Annotated in this window: 17 protein-coding genes and 1 pseudogene; 14 read left to right on the top strand and 4 right to left on the bottom strand. The window is 73.1% G+C overall.

Features of this window, described 5'->3' with window-relative positions:
* The first annotated feature begins 53 nt into the window (after positions 1–53).
* Positions 54–947 carry an alpha/beta fold hydrolase gene (locus ACFO0B_RS12305; protein ID WP_378612530.1) on the top strand — a complete coding sequence of 298 codons (894 nt, stop codon included), beginning with the start codon at positions 54–56 and terminating at the stop codon, positions 945–947.
* A 33-nt stretch (positions 948–980) separates the two neighbouring features.
* On the opposite strand, the pseudogene ACFO0B_RS12300 reads toward ACFO0B_RS12305, so the two are convergent.
* Positions 981–1178, bottom strand: a pseudogene (locus ACFO0B_RS12300) (FAD-dependent oxidoreductase); the annotation flags it as partial.
* 112 nt (positions 1179–1290) lie between these two features.
* Between ACFO0B_RS12300 and ACFO0B_RS12295 the strand changes: the two are divergent.
* Positions 1291–1551 (top strand): hypothetical protein, encoded by a 261-nt coding sequence (locus ACFO0B_RS12295; protein ID WP_378612529.1) that lies wholly within the window; start codon positions 1291–1293, stop codon positions 1549–1551.
* A gap of 91 nt (positions 1552–1642) precedes the next feature.
* Here ACFO0B_RS12295 and ACFO0B_RS12290 read toward each other — a convergent pair whose 3' ends face one another.
* Positions 1643–2458 carry a SigB/SigF/SigG family RNA polymerase sigma factor gene (locus ACFO0B_RS12290; protein ID WP_378612528.1) on the bottom strand — a complete coding sequence of 272 codons (816 nt, stop codon included), beginning with the start codon at positions 2456–2458 and terminating at the stop codon, positions 1643–1645.
* Between the two features lie 259 nt (positions 2459–2717).
* Between ACFO0B_RS12290 and ACFO0B_RS12285 the strand changes: the two genes are divergently transcribed.
* Positions 2718–4097, top strand: a complete 1380-nt coding sequence (locus ACFO0B_RS12285; RefSeq protein ID WP_378612527.1) for an ABC1 kinase family protein — start codon at positions 2718–2720, stop codon at positions 4095–4097.
* Here ACFO0B_RS12285 and ACFO0B_RS12280 read toward each other — a convergent pair.
* Positions 4082–5272 (bottom strand): PucR family transcriptional regulator, encoded by a 1191-nt coding sequence (locus ACFO0B_RS12280; protein WP_378612526.1) that lies wholly within the window; start codon positions 5270–5272, stop codon positions 4082–4084. The genes ACFO0B_RS12285 and ACFO0B_RS12280 overlap by 16 nt on opposite strands.
* Positions 5273–5453: 181 nt before the next feature.
* Positions 5454–6083: a TetR/AcrR family transcriptional regulator gene (locus ACFO0B_RS12275; RefSeq protein WP_378612525.1), complete on the bottom strand. Its 630-nt coding sequence runs from the start codon at positions 6081–6083 to the stop codon at positions 5454–5456.
* A 271-nt stretch (positions 6084–6354) separates the two neighbouring features.
* Here ACFO0B_RS12275 and ACFO0B_RS12270 point away from each other — a divergent pair, with 271 nt between their 5' ends.
* The 11 genes from ACFO0B_RS12270 to ACFO0B_RS12220 all read left to right on the top strand — a co-directional run bounded on the left by ACFO0B_RS12270 (position 6355) and on the right by ACFO0B_RS12220 (position 15313).
* Positions 6355–7185, top strand: coding sequence for an ABC transporter permease (locus tag ACFO0B_RS12270; RefSeq protein ID WP_378612524.1), 831 nt, complete (start codon positions 6355–6357; stop codon positions 7183–7185).
* On the top strand, positions 7178–7999 hold the full coding sequence (locus ACFO0B_RS12265) for an ABC transporter permease (RefSeq protein ID WP_378612523.1): 822 nt from the start codon (positions 7178–7180) through the stop codon (positions 7997–7999). The genes ACFO0B_RS12270 and ACFO0B_RS12265 overlap by 8 nt, the downstream gene beginning before the upstream one ends.
* Positions 8000–8962 (top strand): ABC transporter ATP-binding protein, encoded by a 963-nt coding sequence (locus ACFO0B_RS12260; protein ID WP_378612522.1) that lies wholly within the window; start codon positions 8000–8002, stop codon positions 8960–8962.
* A gap of 104 nt (positions 8963–9066) precedes the next feature.
* Positions 9067–9612, top strand: a complete 546-nt coding sequence (locus tag ACFO0B_RS12255) for an ANTAR domain-containing protein (protein WP_378612521.1) — start codon at positions 9067–9069, stop codon at positions 9610–9612.
* A 141-nt stretch (positions 9613–9753) separates the two neighbouring features.
* Positions 9754–10272, top strand: coding sequence for a metallophosphoesterase family protein (locus ACFO0B_RS12250; RefSeq protein WP_378612520.1), 519 nt, complete (start codon positions 9754–9756; stop codon positions 10270–10272).
* Positions 10273–10281: 9 nt separating this feature from the next.
* Positions 10282–10419, top strand: coding sequence for a hypothetical protein (locus tag ACFO0B_RS12245; protein ID WP_378612519.1), 138 nt, complete (start codon positions 10282–10284; stop codon positions 10417–10419).
* A gap of 65 nt (positions 10420–10484) precedes the next feature.
* Entirely contained in the window at positions 10485–11711 is a 1227-nt protein-coding gene (locus ACFO0B_RS12240; RefSeq protein WP_378612518.1) for a PP2C family protein-serine/threonine phosphatase, read from the top strand.
* A gap of 24 nt (positions 11712–11735) precedes the next feature.
* Positions 11736–12569, top strand: coding sequence for an ADP-ribosylglycohydrolase family protein (locus ACFO0B_RS12235; protein WP_378612517.1), 834 nt, complete (start codon positions 11736–11738; stop codon positions 12567–12569).
* Between the two features lie 322 nt (positions 12570–12891).
* A complete protein-coding gene (locus ACFO0B_RS12230) occupies positions 12892–13407 on the top strand; it encodes an OsmC family protein (protein ID WP_378612516.1) in 516 nt (171 codons plus the stop codon).
* Between the two features lie 35 nt (positions 13408–13442).
* Positions 13443–14741 (top strand): O-acetylhomoserine aminocarboxypropyltransferase/cysteine synthase family protein, encoded by a 1299-nt coding sequence (locus ACFO0B_RS12225; RefSeq protein ID WP_378612515.1) that lies wholly within the window; start codon positions 13443–13445, stop codon positions 14739–14741.
* A complete protein-coding gene (locus tag ACFO0B_RS12220) occupies positions 14738–15313 on the top strand; it encodes a CoA-binding protein (protein WP_378612514.1) in 576 nt (191 codons plus the stop codon). The genes ACFO0B_RS12225 and ACFO0B_RS12220 overlap by 4 nt, the downstream gene beginning before the upstream one ends.
* Positions 15314–15328 lie beyond the last annotated feature (15 nt).

Below are 15328 nucleotides of genomic sequence, written 5' to 3'. Positions count from 1 at the left end.
CGCACCCTAGCGGCGCTCATCGGTTGCTCATTCGCGCCCCGCAGGGTGGCCTCATGACCTTCCCCGGATTCACCAACCACGACATCGAGGTCGCCGATGGCGTGCGTCTCGCCGCCGCCGTCGGCGGCACCGGCAGCCCGATCGTGCTGCTGCACGGCTTCCCGCAGACCAGGCTCATGTGGCGGCACGTCGCCGCCGAGCTGGTCGCCGAGCACACCGTGATCTGCCCCGACCTGCGCGGTTACGGCGCCAGCGACAAGCCGCGCACCGGCTACGCCAAGCGCACCATGGCCGCGGACATCGTCGAGCTGGCGAAGCAGCTCGGGCACCCGCGCTTCGCGCTGGCCGGCCACGACCGCGGCGCCCTCGTCGCCTTCCGCGCCGGGCTGGACCACCCGGCCGCCGTCACCCACCTCGCCTGCCTGGACGTGCTGCCCACGCTCGACATGTGGGACGCGCTGCGCGGCACCGCGGGCGCGGTCGGCTTCCACCTGTACCTGATGGCGCAGCCGGCGGGGCTGCCGGAGGCGATGATCGCGGCGAGCGCCGACGCCTTCTTCGGCCACTTCCTCGACGCCTGGACACTCCGCCCGGAGGCGCTGCCCGCCGAGGTCAGGGCCGAGTACCTGGCCGCGAGCCGCGCCGCCGTCCCCTCGATCGTCGCCGACTACCGCGCCTCGGCCACCGTCGACGTCGAGCACGACCGCGCCGACCTGGCCGCGGGTCGAACGCTCGCCATGCCGGTCACCGTGCTGCAGCAGGACTGGGGCGCCCAGCTCGGCTACGACGCCGCCGCGCTCTGGCGCGCCTGGGCGCCGGACCTGCACCACCGCACCGTCTCCTGCGGGCACTTCGTCGCCGAGGAGGAGCCCGCCATGGTCGCCGCCGAGCTCAGGTCGCTGCTGCGCCGCGACGCGGATCAGCGGGAGGTGAGCGCGGCCGGGTAGTCGCGCGGGGGCGGAGGAACCCGTCACGCAGCAGGCGATCGCGTGGTCACCGTCGGCGGCGGCCAGTTCGCCGGCGTGCACGGCGGCGCCGACGACGGCGAGGCCGGTGCCGAAGCCGCCGAGGGCATGGCCGTACCCGGCGTCGCCGACCAGCGCGACCCGGCCCCGGCTGAACGCGGGCAGCTCGGCCGGCATGCGCGGCACCTGCCAGCCGAGCCCGGTGAAGGCGTCGGCGAAAGTCCGCCGCGGCGCTGCCGCCCCGGCTAGCGGGCAATAGTGCGGCAAACCTCAATCCGCGCTCGTCGGGCATCATCTGTCACCCCGACGGTCTACGGTGGAATGAATGAGTCCCACACATCCCGGCCCCGCGATCGGTGACCTACCGGTCAAGTACGTGGTCGCGCCGATGCAGTGGCAGCACCCCTGGCAGCGCTGGCACGACCTCGACGGCCACTGCCCGCACGGCCGCACCCGCCGCCAGCTCGACACCCTGCTCCGCGCCGTCGCCTGCGAGAACCGCCGCCGCACCCTGCGCGACGCGGACACCGAGGACCAGCGCCGCGACACCGCCTACCTGCGCCGGGCGCAGGCCCAGCTCAACTGAGCGCGCTCCGGTTCCGGTCGCGGCGGCACCTCCGGAAGCGACGTCCCGGTGAGCAGCCCGCCCTCGCGCAGCCGGCCACCCCGGCGCCTGATCAGTCCCGCAGCGCGCGCTCGCGCAGGGTGGCGAGGGTGCGCGTGAGGATGCGGGAGATGTGCATCTGCGAGACGCCGAGCTCCCTGGCGATCTGGGACTGCGTGCAGTTCTCGAAGAAGCGCAGGTGCAGGATGCGCCGGTCGCGCTCGGAGAGGTCGCGCAGCAGCGGCGCGACGGCGAGCGCGTCGTCGGTGATGTCGTACGCGGGGTCGAGATCGCCGAGCGTCTCGGCGACCTGCGCGGCGACCGAGCCCTCCTCGTCGTCCGCGGAGGCATCCAGCGAGTTGGTGCGGTAGGCATTGCCCGCCATCAGCGCCTGGGTGACCTCGAGCAGGTCGACGTTCATCTCCACGGCGATCTCGATGGCGGTCGGCATCCGGCCGTCCCTCTGGCACAGCCGCTCGATGACCGGCCCGAGGGCGAGCTGGGTCTCCTTCACCCGCCGCGGCACCCGGACCGCCCAGGTCCGGTCGCGGAAGTGCCTGCGCACCTCGCCCATGATGGTCGGCACCGCGAAGGCGAGGAACGAGGAGCCGCGGGCGGGGTCGAAGCGGTCGACCGCCAGGATCAGCCCGATCGACGCGCTCTGGTGCAGGTCGTCGTAGGTCTCGCCGCGGCCGGTGAAGCGGCGCGCGATGTGGTCGGCCAGCGGCAGGCAGCGGCGCAGGATCTGCTCGCGCAGCGCCGGGCGGCCCCGGTCGTCCTCGGCCATGGCGGCGAGCTGCTCGAGCAGCGGCTCGATCCCGTCGTAGCTGTCCGTGCCCCGCTGGGTGCGGCGCGCGGTGGAGGCGTCGTGAGCTGCGACGAGTGTCATCGAGATCCTCGCTTTCCCGGTGGCTACCCGGCGGGCTCGGGTAGAGAGTGGCGACAACCCGCCGGTTACCGCCGGACCGGGCGGTCAACCGGTGGCCGAACCCGCTGTTCGTTTCACGGATCGGCCCGCGTGCCATGTTTCGCTCGGCGGATAGGAACGCGCTGGCAGCTCCGGTCGGTGCCGGTCGACAAGCGGGGCGGGGCTGCGGAGAATACCGGGACGCCCGAACGCGGGCGGCGGACACGAGGAGGTGACCGCGGTGGCCGATCGGGTGCCGCGAACGCGGCTCGGCCGGGGCGGCAGGCTGGGCAGACTGGCCGCCGGGCAGGCCGTGCGCGGGGCCGGGGTGCGGCTGGCCATGATCGGCCGCACCGAGGAGGCACGCCGGGTGCTCGCCGAACGGTCCGCGCTGGCCGCGGCGCAGCAGCTGGTGACGGTGCTCGGCGGGCTGAAGGGCGCGGCCATGAAGCTGGGCCAGATGCTCTCGGTGCTCGACCTGGAGCTGGTGCCGGAGTCGCACCGCGAGCTGTTCCGGACCAAGCTCGCCGAGCTGCGCGACCGGGTGCCCGCGGTGCCCTTCGCCGGGATGCGGGAGGTGCTGGAGGACGAGCTGGGGCCGCTCGAGCGGGTCTTCGCCGAGTTCGACGCGGAGCCGATCGCGGCGGCCTCGATCGGTCAGGTGTACCGGGCCCGGCTGCTCGACGGCCGCGCCGTCGCGGTGAAGGTGCAGTACCCAGGGGTCGAGGACGCGATCAGGGCCGATCTGCGCAACCTCGAGGTCTTCTCCGCGCTGTGGCGCTCGGCGCTGCCCAGCGCCGCCGACACCGACGTACTCGCCGAGGTCGCCCGCAGCATCGGCAACGAGCTCGACTACCCGCGCGAGGCGCGCACCCAGCACCGGGTGGCCGCCCGCTACCGCGGCCACCCGTTCGTCTTCGTCCCGGACGCGTTGCTCGAGTACTGCACCGCACGGGTGCTGGTGACCGAGCTCGTCGACGGCCACTCCTTCGAGCACCTGCGCACGCTGCCCGCCGCGGAGCGGAACCGGTACGGCGAGCTGATCTATCGCTTCTACATCAGCTCGCTCTTCCACGACTTCGAGTTCTGCGGCGACCCGCACCCCGGCAACGTCCTGCTGGCGAAGGACGGCAGGGTGGCCTTCGTCGACTTCGGGCTCTACGACCGGATGGACCCCGTGCACGTGGACTTCGAGCGCTCCTGCCTGCGCGCGGCGGGGGAGCGGCGCGCCGCCGACCTGTACGCGGCCTGGGTCGGTCGCGGCATCATCGACCCGGCGGCCGGGGTCACCGCGGCGGAGTGCCTGGAGTACGTCTGGGCCGCGGCGGGCTGGCACCTGGTCGACGAGCCGATCACCGTCACCCCGGAGATCGCCACCGGGGCGGTGATCCTGGCGATCGACCCGCGCGCGGCGGAGTTCCGCGGCATGCGGCACCAGCTGCTGCCGCCCGAGCACGTCTTCTCCCGGCGCGCCGACCTCTTCACCTTCGCGCTTCTCGGCCAGCTCGGCGTCACCGCCAACTGGCACACGCTGGCCAGGGAGTGGCTCTACGACGAGCCGCCCGCCACCGAGATCGGCCGCGCGATCGCGCGCTGGCGGGCCGGTCAGGCGGGGCGCTGACCCCGCCCGCCCGCGCAGACCACGAGCGCCGAGCGCAGATACCACAGCTGGCGCGGGTCCGACGGGTCGAGCCCGGTGATCTCGCCGACCCGGCGCAGCCGGTGGTCGAGGGTGTTCGGGTGGATGTGCATCTGCTCCGCGGTGCGCCGCCTGCTCAGGTCGTTGCCGATGTGGATGCGCAGCGTCGCCAGCAGGTCGGGGTGCTCGAGCAGCGGCCGCAGCCGGGTGCCGAGCAACTCCCGGCCGAGCCCGGGCCTGGTCAGCTGGTACTGCAGCGCCAGGTCGGGGAAGCGGTGCAGCCCCGGCCCGCGGCCGAGCTGCTCGACGATGTCGAGCAGCTCGTGCGCGTCGTGCACCGCGGCGGCGACCCGGTCCGGCCGTGATTCGACCACCGTCGCGGTGAGCGGCACCCGCGCGTCCCCGGCCAGCGCGCGCAGCACCTCGTCCAGCTCGGCGGCGGCGGGGTGGTCGGCGGGGAGCAGCACGGTGCCGCCGTCCACCGAGAGCAGCGAGAGCGCGGCGGTGCCGAAGCGGTCGGCGAGCCCGGACTGCAACCTGCGCAGCTTGCGCCGGGCGACCACCCGGCCGTCCAGCTGCGGCCTGCTCTCGTCCGGGTGCGGCGGGATGGCGACGGCGAGCACGGCGTAGCGCTCGGCCAGCCGGATGCCGCAGGCCCGCGCCATGGCCGAGGTCGGGTGGCCGCCGAGCAGCATCGAGGTCAGGGTGTGCGCGGCGGTCCGGTCCTCCACCGCGGCCGCCCTGCACTCCCGGACGTAGGCCTTGCTCACCGTCGCGGTGATCACGTTCAGCAGCTCCAGGCTGACGAAGGCGCCCGCGACGATGTCGGACCGCTCGGCCGAGTCCCGCCCGCCGAACAGCAGGTCGAGCCCGTACTCGAAGCCGACGTGCACCGCGTGCAGCACGGCCGCGATCGGCACGCCCGCCCGCGCCCAGCCCGCGGCGGCGGTCGCCAGCCGGTCGGTGCGCTCCGGGGACGGCAGCCCCTCCAGCCTCTGGATGGCCCATTTGAGACACATGCGCACCACGGTGGTGGTCTCCGCACTCGCCGCGGCCGTGCCGAGCGCTCCGCTCTCCAGCAGCCGCGCGGTGACCTTCCTGGCCAGGACCTGCGGATCTCGCTCGAGGGCTGGACGAGCGATGCTCTCGATCGTCACCGGTGACCTCCTCGTCGCGGACCGTGTGTGGTGTGGAACACGGTAGGGCCCGCGCCGACTCACCTGCTACTCCGCTTTACAGATAACTGTGCGGGACTCCCGGCACCCGGGCTGACCAGTTGGAACGGGTCGACGGGGCGGTGATCGTGGGAATCGGCGCGGTCGAAAAATGGGGAAGTGCTCACTTTTGCGGCTCGGCGCCCTCCGACTCGAGGAAGGCGCCGATCATCCGGCCGGTCATATCGATGGCCTCGCGCCGCGCCGTGCTGTCGACCTCCAGCGCCGAGCTCCGCAGTGCCGCCGCGAATCCGGTGTTGATCAGCACGAACGTCATCACGTCGTAGCGGTGGTCGTCGCCGGGGCCGAGTAGCTGGATGAGCATCACCTTCACCAGCAGCCGCAGCCGGGGCTCGAACTCCGGGATGCCGCTGCTGTAGAACTGCACGCCCGCCACCAGCGCGCGCACCAGCGCGGCATTGGCGACCAGCTCGTCGGTGATGACGTTCAGGATGTCGACCCAGACCTCGGTGGCGCCCTTCCCGGAGAGGTCGAACATGCGCTGGGTGAAGCGCTTCTCCACCGACTCCAGCAGCCGCGCCAGCAACTCCTCGACCAGCACCGAGCGGTCGGCGAAGTAGCGGTAGACGGTGCCGATGCTGACCCCGGCCTCCGCCGCGATCCGGTTCGTCGAGGTGCCCGCGATCCCGCGCTCGCCGAAGAGCCGTGCGGCGGTGTCCAGGATGTGCTCCCTGGTCGCCTTGGCCCGGTCCTGGGTGGGGCGTCGCCGCTGTGCGGGCGTCTTCGTCGGCACCATCGTCTCCCGCCGGCCGGAAATGAGCGTCGCTCACCTTACTGATGGCGGGGCGCGGCGGAGCGGTCTTCGCCGGTCCGGTGGCCGGATCGGTCATGCGCCGGATGCGCTCCGCGGCTCGGCGAGCGCGGGATCGGCACCGGCCGGTTCGGCCTCGACCACTACCTCGACGGCGGGCGGCCCGCTGGGTCGGCCGCGTAAATCTCTTTTCCCGGCCCGGCTTCGGGGGTAACGTGCTCTCTTCGTGTCCGGGTCGGGGAGGGGTGGGGCGATGGCTGGGCTCGCGCTGCCCGGCCTCGGTGCCGCCACGGTCTACCTGCGGCTCGCGGTAGCCGGTTTCCGCAGGCAGTGGCAGTACAAGCTGGCGCTCTTCGCGGGCATGTTCACCAACAGCGTGTTCGGGCTGCTGCGCGGCGCGGTCATGCTGGCGGCGATCGGTACGGCGGGCTCGTTCGGCGGGTACGACGCGGGCAGTATCGGTGCCTACGTGTGGATTTCGCAGGCGCTGCTCGGCGCGGTGCTCTTCACCGACTCCGGCCTGGAGCTGGGCGAGCGGGTGCGCAGCGGCGACATCGCGGTCGACTTCCTGCGCCCGGTCGACCTCCAGCTCGCCACCCTCGCCGGCGACCTCGGCCGGGCCACCTGCACCCTGCTGCCGCGCGGCCTGCCGACCCTCGCGGTCGGGGCGCTGGTCTACGGCGGGCTCGACCTGCCGAACACCCCGGTCGCGTACCTGCTCGGAATCGTGAGTGTGCTGCTCGGCACGGCCATTTCGTCGCTGGCGCTCTTCGTCACCGCCATGATCGGCTTCTGGGTGGTGGAGACCCGCGGGCTGCGGACGCTGCACCAGGTGCTCGGCTCCTTCCTCGCCGGTCTCTTCGTCCCGGTGCACCTCTTCCCCGGCTGGCTCGGCGCGATCGCCGCGGCCACCCCCTTCCCCTCGGTGCTGCAGGCGCCGGTCGACGTGCTCTCCGGCCGGGTCACCGGCAGCGCGGCGCTCGCGGTCGTCGGCGTGCAGGTGTTCTGGGCGCTCGTGATGGCGGCGCTCGGGCAGGCGCTGCTGGCGGCGGGCAGGCGCAAGCTGGAGGTGCAGGGTGGCTGAGGCCGCACCGGCGGGGCACTGGAGCGGGCCGTACGTCGCCGTGCTGAGTTCGCGGCTGCGGGCGCAGCGCTCGTACCGGCTCTCCTTCGCCAGCGAGCTGTTCGGCTCGTTCGTGGTCGGGCTGGCCGAGTTCGCCGAGGTCTGGGTGGTCTTCCACACCGTCCGGGTGCTCGGCGGGCTCGACCTGGACGCCGCGTTGCTGCTGTTCGGGCTGAGCAACACCGCCTTCGCGCTGGCGCAGGTGCTCTTCGGGCACCTGGACACGCTGCCGACGCTGATCCGGCTCGGCAAACTCGACATCTACCACCTGCGCCCGCAGCCGCTGCTGTTGCAGCTGATCACCGGCGACATCTCGCTGCGCCGCTTCGCCAGGGCCACCGTCGCGCTCGCCGTGCTCGGGATCGGACTGCTGCGCAACGACATCGACTGGTCGGCGAGCGCGGTCGCGCTGCTGCTGCTCGCCGTCGTCTCCGGGACCGCGCTGTTCGCCGGGCTCTTCGTCGCGGCGGCGGGCTGCCAGTTCTTCCTGATCGACGGCGCCGAGCTGACCAACAGCTTCACCTACGGCGGCTCCTATGCCGCGACCCTGCCCGCCTCGATCTTCCCGACCGGGCTGAAGCTGCTGTTCGGGTTCGCGATCCCGGTGGCCTTCACCGCGTACCTGCCCACCCTCGCGCTGCTCGGCGAGCCCGGCCCCGCGCTGCTGCCCTCCTGGCTGGGCTGGCTGACTCCGGTGGCCGCGCTCTGGGCCTGGCTGCTCGGGTTGGCGCTGTGGCGCGCCGGAACTCGGCACTACCAGGGAGGCGGCGGCTGAATGGACACCCCGATCATCGAAACCAGGGACCTGACCAGGCAGTTCGTGCTGCGCCGCGGCAGGCTGCGCGGCCGCGAGACGCTGACCGCGGTGCACGCCATGAACTTCCGGGTCGAGCGCGGCGCCGCGGTCGGCTACATCGGGGCCAACGGGGCGGGCAAGTCCACCACCATCAAGATGCTCACCGGCATCCTGGTGCCGACCTCGGGCACCGTGCGCACCTGCGGCCTGGAGCCGGTGCGTCGCAGGCGGCAGCTGGCGAGCCGGATCGGGGTGGTGTTCGGGCAGCGCTCCCAGCTCTGGTGGGATCTGCCGCTGCGCGAGTCGTTCTCGATCCTGGCCGCCGTGCACCGGCTCGATCCGGACGCCGCGCGCAAGCGCACGCACACCCTGGTCGAGCAGCTGGAGATGGCGGACACGCTGGCGACGCCGGTGCGCCAGCTCTCGCTGGGGGAGCGGATGCGCGCCGAGGTGGCCGCCGCGCTGCTGCACTCCCCGGAGCTGATCATCCTGGACGAGCCGACCATCGGCCTCGACGTGCTCTCCAAGCAGCGGCTGCGCGAGTTCCTGCGCGCCGAGCGGGCCGAGCGCGGCACCACGCTGCTGCTCACCACGCACGACATGGGCGACATCGAACGGCTCTGCGAGCGGGTGCTCGTCGTCGACCGCGGCAGGCTCGCCTACGACGGCTCGCTCACCGGGCTCGCCGCGACCGTCGGCGCGCGCCGGGTGCTCGTGGTCGATCTCACCGCCCCCACCCCCGACCTCACCGACATCCCCGGCGCCACCCTGCTCGCCTGCGAGGCGGGCGGCATGCGCCAGCGGCTCGCCTTCGACGCCGAGGAGACCACCGCGGCGCAGCTGCTCACCGCCGTCTCCGCGCGCGCCGAGGTGCGCGACCTGACCATCGAGGAGCCGGAGATCGAGGACGTGGTGCGGCGGCTCTACCGCTCCGCGCGCTGACGGCTGTGGCAGGCGACACCGCAACATGTCGGTGCCCCGCCCGATAGTGGAAACGAGATGAGCACCGAACCGATGGCGGCGGTGAGCCGGAGACGGCCGACCGCATGACGCGCCCCGATGCCCCCCGCGCCCTGCGCTTCGGCCACCGCTCCGGCGGGTGCCCGAGCCCCGAAGCGGTGCACCCCGACGACCGGGCCGTGCTGACCGCCGCACTGCGCAGTGGCCGCCGATTCTGCCTGCGGCTGCGGCTGCCCGACGGGGAGCGCACGGTCGTCGTCGTCGGTGCCGGCCTGCGCGGTGCCGACGGCTCCGTCCTGGGTGCCGATGGCTACACCGTCGACCTCACCGAGCTGCTCGCCGCCGAGCAGCGGGCCGCGATCGACGAGGCACTGCCGGTGTACGCGCGCGGGCGCGGCGTGGTCGAGCAGGCGGTGGGCATGCTGATGCTGGTCTACCGGATCGACGCGGGCCGGGCGGCCGGGATCCTGGAGTGGCGGGCGGACGAGACCGGGCTCGCGGTCACCGAGGTGGCGCGGCGGCTCTGCGCCGTCGCCACCGCCGGCTTCGGGGTCGGCGTGCCGCTGCGCCGCCACCTCGACGACCTGCTGCTCGGTCCGGGCGGCCCGCCCGACCGCCGGGCTCCGGACTAGCCCCGCGGCGCCCCCTTCGCGGCTGCCGGACTTGCTCGCCTCCGGCCTCGGGCCCGCTCGGCACCGACGTGCCACCGCCCGCCCCGCTCGCCCGGGCGCGCCCCTGCCGGAGCCGGCCGCGGCGTTCGCTACGGTTCGGTCATGCGCCTGCTCGCGATGGCCGACACGCACGTTCCCCGGCGGGCCAGGGGCCTGCCGCCGGTGCTCTGGCGCGCGGTCGAGGCGGCCGACGTGGTCGTGCACGCGGGCGACTGGGTCGAGGCCGCGCTGCTGGACGAGCTCGCGGCGCGCAGCGCCAGGCTGATCGCGGTGTACGGCAACAACGACGGCCCCGAGCTGCGGGCCCGGCTCCCGGAGATCGCCAGAGCGGAACTGGACGGCCTGCGCCTGGCCGTCGTGCACGAGACCGGCGCCGCCACCGGCCGCGAGAACCGCTGCGCCCGCGCCTTCCCCGACACCGACGTGCTGATCTTCGGCCACAGCCACATCCCCTGGGACAGCACCACCGGCACCGGCCTGCGGCTGCTCAACCCCGGCTCGCCCACCGACCGCAGGCGGCAGCCCGAGCACACCTACCTGACCGCCGAGATCCGCGCGGGCGCACTGTGTGATGTGACACTGCACGCCGTACCGAGGAGTACGGAGCGGAATCCGGGGTAGTACGGCGCGGTGAGCACACCGGAGAACACCCCACTGGACGCCGACCCCACCGAGCAGCCCGCGCCGGACAACCCGGAGGTCGAGGTGACCGGCTACTCCGTTCCGCCGAACCAGGATCCGGACAATCCGGAAGAGCGGCGGGACTGAACCCGTCTCCCGTGTCCGGCCCCGGCCTGACCGGCTGCGCTGATGAGTACCGGGACCGAGCACCCGTGACCCGCACCGCCGACTCGGTCGGCGGGGACGAGCACGGCGGCTCTGGCGAGTTCTCCGCCCTGCTGGAGGACAGCGCCGAGGACCTGTACGAGAACGCGCCCTGTGGCTACCTCTCCACCCTGCTCGACGGCCAGATCGCCAAGATCAACACCACCCTGCTCGGCTGGCTCGGCTACAGCGGCACCGAGCTGGTCGGCAAGCGCGCCTTCGGTGACCTGCTCACGGTCGGTGGGCGGCTCTACCACGAGACGCACGTCGCGCCGCTGCTCCGGATGCGCGGCGAGGTCAGCGGCATCGCGCTGGAGCTGGTCGCGGCGGACGGCACGCGGCTGCCGGTGCTGGCCACCTCGGTGATCAAGTCCGGCGCGGACGGCGCGCCGCTGCTCATCCGCACCACGCTCTTCGACGCCAGCTCCCGCCGCGCCTACGAGGCCGAGCTGCTGCGCGCCCGGCGCGCCGCCGAGCAGGAGCGCGAGCGGCTGCAGCGGCTGAACGCCATCCTGCAGCGCACCCTGCTGCCGTCGGCGCTGGAGCCGGTGCCTGGGCTCGACGTGGCCGCGCACTACCACATCGCCTCGCTGGACGAGGTCGGCGGCGATTTCTACGACCTCTTCCCACTGGCCGATGCGCGCTGGGGCTTCTTCCTCGGTGACGTCTGCGGCAAGGGCGCGCTCGCCGCCACGCTGACCTCACGGGTCAGGTACGCGCTGCGCGCCGCCGCGGTCTACGACCCGGACCCCGGCTCGGTGCTGACCAAGCTGAACCGGGTGCTGCTCGACTCGCACCAGCCCGGCGACCCGCGGTTCTGCACGGTGCTCTACGGCGGCCTCGTGCTGCGCGACGGCCGCGCGGAGGTCACGCTCGCGGCCGGCGGCCACCCGCCCGCGCTGCTGCTGCGCGCCTCCGGCGCCGCCGAGTACCTCCGCACGCACGGCGGCCAGCTGGTCGGGCTGCTCCCGGACGCCGAGGTCGGCACCGCGCGGGTGACCCTGCACCCCGGCGACACGCTGCTGCTCTACACCGACGGGCTGATCGAGGCCCGCACCGGCACCGGCCTCTTCGGCGAGGAGGCGCTGCTCGACTTCGCGGCCGCGCGCGCGCCGATCGGCGCGACCGCGCTGGTGGCCGAGCTCGTCGGGCTGCTCGAATCGCTCGGCGCGGGCGTCACCGACGACACCGCCCTGCTCGCCCTGCACGTGCCGGGAAAACCGGTCGACGGATAACCGGCTGCCTGCCACCATGATCCGGTGCTGATCGAGCTGGCGGTGGGGGACGCGTACGGCGCCGGGTTCGAGTACGCCCCGCCGGAGTTCGTCACCGCGCACAACACGCTGCGCGGCTATGTGCAGCACCCGACGCACCTCGGGATCCGCCCCGGCGCCTACACCGACGACACCCAGATGACGCTGGCCGTCGCCGAACTCATGGTCGCCGGCGACCCGTGGACCCCGGCGAACCTCGCGGACCGGTTCGTCGCCGCCTTCGCGCGTGATCCGCGCGAGGGGTACGCGGGCCGCTTCCACGACTTCCTGCTCACCGTCGCCGACGGCGCCGACTTCCTGCGCCGGATCCGCCCGGAGAGCGACAAGAGCGGCGCGGCCATGCGCGCCGCGCCGATCGGGCTGCTGCCCACCGTCGCCGACGTGCTGCACCACGCCCGCGTGCAGGCCGCCGTCACGCACGACACCCCCGACGGCATCGCCGCCGCGCAGGCCGCGGCGCTGGCCGTGTACTACACCCACAACGACCTCGGCCCGCTGCCGGAGATCGGCGCCTGGATCGCCGGGCAGGTCCCCGGCGACTGGGCGCGGCCGTGGCGCGGCAAGGTCGGCAGCAAGGGGCGGATGAGCGTGGCCGCCGCACTCACCGCGCTCGCGGGCAGCACCTCCGCGAGCGAGCTGCTGCGCCGCTGCGTCGCCTTCACCGGCGACGTCGACACCGTGGCGACCATCGCGCTCGCCGCCGCCGCCCGCTCGGCCCAGGTCACCCCCGACCTGCCGCCGGCGCTGGTCGAGACGCTGGAGAACGGCCGCTACGGCCGCGACTACCTCGCGGAGCTGAACACCCGGCTACTCGGCTGAGCCGAGCGGAAGTCTGCGGCTCGTCGCCGACCGTCAGGCGATGGTGCCCTCGTCGCGCAGCGCGGCGAGCCGGGCGGCGTCGTAGCCGAGCACCCCGGAGAGCACCGCGCGCGGGCTCGTCGTCGGTGTGCGTGCCCGGCCTGCTCGCGCCGCCCCAGCGCACCCCGCCCGCGGTCTCGCTCAGCCGGGACATCACCCCGACACACGAGACGGCGCGGCCGCGTCAAGGTTTCGCTCAGTCTGCGTCAATGGGTTCAATCCCCGGCCCGACCTCGGGACACTGCGAAGTACCGCAACGGCTTGGCTACCGAGGGAGTGGATGATGACCGCGAGTACCGTCCTCAACAACGTCGACATCGAGGCCGTGAGCGGTCTCGTCCGGGCCGTTCAGGAGGATCCGGCGAAGGCGCAGACCACCTGGGCCGCGCATGTGGCATGGAAGGGCGCGTTCGCCTCCGAGTCGAAGGTGCGGCAGTTCGCGCCCGCCCCCTCCGACGAACCCGCCGCGCTCGGCGGCGGCGACACCGCCGCGAACCCGGTGGAGCAGCTGCTCGGGGCGCTCGGCAACTGCCTGGCTGTCGGGTACGCGGCCAATGCGACGGTGGCGGGCATCGAGCTCAGGGATGTGCGGATCGATCTGAAGGGCGACCTCGATCTGCACGTCTTCCTCGGGCTCGCCGACGGCCACGCCGGCTTCGACTCCATCACCGCGACGGTGACCGTCGATGCCGACGCCACCCCGGAGCAGATCGCCGAGCTGCACGCCAAGGTGCAGGCCAGCTCGCCGGTCGGGCACACCCTGCGCAACTCGGTGCCGCTCGAGGTGCGGCTTGGCTGAGCGGAACGCCGCGGGCTGCTGCGGGGTCGCGGTCCATGGCTGATCGGGAATACGGTTTCCGGACCAGGGCGATTCACGCGGGGAACATCCCGGACGCGGTGAGCGGTGCGCGGGCGCTGCCGATCTACCAGTCGGCGGCCTTCGTCTTCGACGACACCGCCGACGCGGCCGCCCGGTTCGCCCTGCAGAAGTACGGCAATGTCTACTCCCGGCTGGCGAACCCGACGGTCGCCGGCTTCGAGGAGCGGATCGCGAGCCTGGAGGGCGGGCTCGGCGCCGTCGCCACCGCGAGCGGAATGGGCGCGGAGTTCATCACCTTCGCCGCGCTGGCAGGCGCGGGCGACCACATCGTGGCGGGCGCGCAGCTGTACGGCGGCACGCTGACCCAGTTGGACAACACGCTGCGCCGCTTCGGCGTCGACACCACCTTCGTCGCCTCGGACGATGCCGCGGCCTATGCCGCCGCGATCACCGACCGGACCAAGCTGATCTTCGTCGAGACGGTGGCGAACCCGTCCGGCGGCATCGCCGACCTCGAGGCGCTGGCCGACGTGGCGCACGCGGCCGGGGTGCCGCTGATCGTCGACTCCACCATTCCGACGCCGTACCTGAACCGGCCGCTGGAGTGGGGCGCCGACATCGTGATCCACTCGGCCACCAAGTTCCTCGGCGGGCACGGCACCACGCTCGGCGGCATCGTCGTCGAGTCCGGCCGGTTCGACTGGCACAATCCGCGCTTCCCGCTCTTCGACGCGGTGGTGCCGCACTACGGCGGGCTCACCTGGAACGGCAACTTCGGCGAGTACGCCTTCCTCACCCGGCTGCGCGCCGAGCAGCTGCGCGACATCGGGCCGTCGCTCGGGCCGCAGGCCGCCTGGCAGCTCGCGCTCGGCGTGGAGACGCTGCCGCTGCGCATGCAGAACCACGTGGACAATGCCCGCGCGGTGGCCGAGTGGCTGGACGCCGACCCGCGCGTCGACTTCGTGAACTGGGCCGGGCTGCCCGGGCACCCGCACCACCAGCGCGCCGCCAAGTACCTGCCGCTCGGGCCGGGCAGCGTCTTCGGCTTCGGCGTGAAGGGTGGCCGCGAGGCGGGCCGCACCTTCATCGAAACCCTGGACCTGGCAAGCCATCTGGCCAATATCGGGGATACCAAGACGCTGGTGATCCATCCGGCCACGACCACGCACGCGCAGCTCACCGAGCAGCAGCTGGTCGAGGCCGGGGTGGCGCCGGGGCTGGTCCGGATCAGCGTCGGGCTCGAAGATGTGGACGATGTCCTGCACGACCTGGACCAGGCACTGCATGCCGCGGCGAAGGAGGTGGCGGCATGAGTGACGTCGTCGAGACGCATACGGTGAACGGTCTGACGCTCTCGCTGCCCGCGGATTCGCCGCGGGCCAAGCAGCTGCACAGCGCGCGCACCTGGCTGGGGCCGTCGGCCAAGGAGCGGCTGCGCATCCTGCGCCGGGCGAAGAGCATCGCGGTGGTCGGGTTCTCCACGAACCCGGCGCGGGCGAGCTACTTCGTCGGCACCTACCTGGTGCAGTCCACCGACTACACGGTGTACTTCATCAACCCGAACGCGGCCGGGCGCGGCGTGCTCGGCCACGAGATCTTCGGCTCGCTCGCCGACCTGCCGGAAACCCCGGATGTCGTCTGCGTTTTCCGGAAGGCGAGCGATATGCCGTCCGTGGTCGACGACGTCGCCGCGCTGACCCCGGCGCCGGTGCTCTGGGTGCAGCTCGGCATCTGGAACGAGGACGCCGCCCGCGACGCCGAAACCCGCGGCCTGACCGTCGTGATGGACCGCTGCCTGAAGATCGAGCACGCCCGCTTCCACGGTGGGCTGCACCTGCTCGGCTTCGACACCGGCCAGATCACCGCCCGCAAGACCGTTCGCTAGTCCGCACGATTCAGG

Origin of the sequence: Nocardia jiangsuensis (assembly GCF_042650385.1) — a bacterium.
In the GTDB taxonomy this organism is placed as follows: Bacteria; Actinomycetota; Actinomycetes; order Mycobacteriales; family Mycobacteriaceae; genus Nocardia; species Nocardia jiangsuensis.
Note: the sequence above shows the minus strand (reverse complement) of the source record. Positions and strands in the feature narration are given on the sequence as shown.

What these genes read in the sequence shown, in the direction of transcription:
- ACFO0B_RS12305 (WP_378612530.1), top strand. Translation starts at nt 54, where the DNA reads ATGACCTTCCCCGGATTCACCAACCACGACATCGAGGTCGCCGATGGC.
- ACFO0B_RS12295 (WP_378612529.1), top strand. Translation starts at nt 1,291, where the DNA reads ATGAGTCCCACACATCCCGGCCCCGCGATCGGTGACCTACCGGTCAAG.
- ACFO0B_RS12290 (WP_378612528.1), bottom strand. Translation starts at nt 2,458, where the DNA reads ATGACACTCGTCGCAGCTCACGACGCCTCCACCGCGCGCCGCACCCAG.
- ACFO0B_RS12270 (WP_378612524.1), top strand. Translation starts at nt 6,355, where the DNA reads ATGGCTGGGCTCGCGCTGCCCGGCCTCGGTGCCGCCACGGTCTACCTG.
- ACFO0B_RS12260 (WP_378612522.1), top strand. Translation starts at nt 8,000, where the DNA reads ATGGACACCCCGATCATCGAAACCAGGGACCTGACCAGGCAGTTCGTG.
- ACFO0B_RS12255 (WP_378612521.1), top strand. Translation starts at nt 9,067, where the DNA reads ATGACGCGCCCCGATGCCCCCCGCGCCCTGCGCTTCGGCCACCGCTCC.
- ACFO0B_RS12250 (WP_378612520.1), top strand. Translation starts at nt 9,754, where the DNA reads ATGCGCCTGCTCGCGATGGCCGACACGCACGTTCCCCGGCGGGCCAGG.
- ACFO0B_RS12230 (WP_378612516.1), top strand. Translation starts at nt 12,892, where the DNA reads ATGACCGCGAGTACCGTCCTCAACAACGTCGACATCGAGGCCGTGAGC.
- ACFO0B_RS12225 (WP_378612515.1), top strand. Translation starts at nt 13,443, where the DNA reads ATGGCTGATCGGGAATACGGTTTCCGGACCAGGGCGATTCACGCGGGG.
- ACFO0B_RS12220 (WP_378612514.1), top strand. Translation starts at nt 14,738, where the DNA reads ATGAGTGACGTCGTCGAGACGCATACGGTGAACGGTCTGACGCTCTCG.